Source organism: Mycobacteriales bacterium (assembly GCA_035550055.1).
Classification (GTDB): domain Bacteria; phylum Actinomycetota; class Actinomycetes; order JAFAQI01; family JAFAQI01; genus DASZTV01.
The window spans coordinates 1-2,145 of record DASZRO010000001.1 but is presented as its reverse complement, the minus strand read 5'-3'; the positions used below and the strand labels follow the sequence as shown (position 1 = coordinate 2,145).

The following is a 2,145-nucleotide window of genomic DNA, read 5'->3' as shown; positions in this document are numbered from 1 at the left end:
ACGACCTGATGCTGTTCAAGTACATCGTGAAGAACGTCGCCTGGCAGGCGGGCAAGACCGCGACCTTCATGCCGAAGCCGATCTTCGGCGACAACGGCTCGGGCATGCACTGCCACCAGTCGCTGTGGAAGGACGGCGCGCCGCTGTTCTACGACGAGGTCGGCTACGCCGGGCTGTCGGACATGGCGCGCCACTACATCGGCGGGCTGCTCAAGCACGCGCCGTCGCTGCTGGCGTTCACCAACCCGACGACCAACTCCTACCGCCGGCTGGTGCCGGGCTATGAGGCGCCGGTCAACCTGGTCTACTCGCAGCGCAACCGTTCGGCGTGCTGTCGGATCCCGATCACCGGGTCGAACCCGAAGGCCAAGCGGCTGGAGTTCCGGGTGCCGGACCCGTCGTGCAACCCCTACCTCGCGTTCTCAGCGATGCTGATGGCGGGCCTGGACGGTGTGGTCAACCGCATCGAGCCGCCGCAGCCGGTCGACAAGGACCTCTACGAGCTGCCGCCGGACGAGCTCGCCGCCGTACCTCAGGTGCCGGGGTCGCTCGAGGCCGTGCTCGACAACCTCGAAGCTGACCACGACTACCTGCTGCAGGGCGGCGTCTTCACCCCGGACGTCATCGAGACGTGGGTCGAGTACAAGCGCGAGCACGAGGTGGACGCGATTCGGCTCCGCCCGCACCCCTACGAGTTCGCGCTGTATTACGACATCTGAGGCCGGGGACCCGACCTTTTCTGGGAGCCCGGACTTCCCGCCGGATCGCGCCAGGTTGATATCGTGATATCAACCTGGCGATGGCCCAACTGATCGTCCGCCAACTCGACGAGGACACGAAGCTCGCCCTGCAACGCCGAGCACGAGCGCATGACCGCTCGACCGAAGAGGAGGTGCGCGAGATCCTCCGCGCCGCCGTCGGGGCATCGTCGCCCGGCCCGGTAAGACTTGGCTCGGCGATCGCTGACCGGTTCCGGGGGCACGGCCTGCGTGACGACATCGCCGAGTTGCGCGGACAGCCGGCACGTCCCGCCCAGTTCGACAAGTGATCATCCTCGACACCAACGTCCTGTCGGCGCTGATGCGCGACCGACCTGACCCCGCCGCCGTCAACTGGCTCGATGCCCAACCCGCCGAGTCGGTCTGGACCACCAGCATCACCGTGCTCGAAGTCCGGATGGGCCTGGAGCTCCTTCGACCAGCCGGCGCCGCGCCCGACTACAAACCTCCTTCGACCAGCTCCTGCAAGACGACCTGGACGGCCGCGTCCTCGCGTTCGACACAGCCGCCGCTAACGCAGCCGGGAACGCTCTGGCCGAAGCCCAGCGACATGGCCGCTCCACCGAGATCCGCGACGGGCAGATCGCGGGCATTGCCCTGGCCCGCCGCGCCACGGTCGCGACCGGCAACGCCCGGCCCTTCGAGCCGCTTGGCGTGACCGTCGTCGACCCATGGAATCTCGCTGACTGATCCGCGCCACAGCGGATTGATGCCGATCGCTCACGGTCGATGCGGAAACTCCGAGCAACCAACGAGCAACCGGAGATCATCCGCTCGGGTAACGCGCAGATCAGCGTGCAATGGGCGGCCGGTCCCCGCTCAATCACGACATCCGCCGAACAACTCGCCAACAAGCGGCGCGGACGAGGCCGCCCTCCCCTGGGCAACCAGGCGAAGACGGTGGGGTCGGTCCGTCTCGACCCTGCGCTGCGCGAGCAGGCAGCCCAACGCGCCGACGGCGTCACGGTCTCCGAAGTCGTGCGACGAGCCTCCGCGAATACCTCCGCAGCGCCTGACCTGCGCCGACGGCTTGGTTCCCGACCTGGACCTATCGGAGCGACTGGCAGTGGACGACGAACTCGGCACCTCGTCTGGCCGAACGGCGTAGACCTCGCGCCGGACGCGATCTACGAGCGCGCCGCCCAGGCTGGCTAACCCGCCGTCGCTACTGGCGTCGCGTCGCGTCGCGGCTCTTGTGATGAACGCGAGTGATGCGGGTACGAGGTCGCAATGGACGTCGATATTCCTACAGACGCCGACCCTGAGATCAGTCGCCATGTCGTGGCCATCCGCGACCGCTTCGGGATTGACGGGTTGCGCAGCGCCGCAAAGCTGATTGCGATCGAAATCGAGATCTTCAGTGACA

At 67.2% G+C, this 2,145-nt stretch carries 3 protein-coding genes; all 3 read left to right on the top strand.

Features of this window, described 5'->3' with window-relative positions:
* Nucleotides 1-719, top strand: a 719-nt coding sequence (locus tag VG899_00015) for a type I glutamate--ammonia ligase (GenBank protein ID HWA64742.1), incomplete at its 5' end; no start/stop codon positions are given.
* A gap of 80 nt (nt 720-799) precedes the next feature.
* On the top strand, nt 800-1,048 hold the full coding sequence (locus VG899_00010; GenBank protein ID HWA64741.1) for a toxin-antitoxin system: 249 nt from the start codon (nt 800-802) through the stop codon (nt 1,046-1,048).
* Nucleotides 1,049-1,080: 32 nt separating this feature from the next.
* Nucleotides 1,081-1,437: a hypothetical protein gene (locus tag VG899_00005; GenBank protein HWA64740.1), complete on the top strand. Its 357-nt coding sequence runs from the start codon at nt 1,081-1,083 to the stop codon at nt 1,435-1,437.
* Nucleotides 1,438-2,145 lie beyond the last annotated feature (708 nt).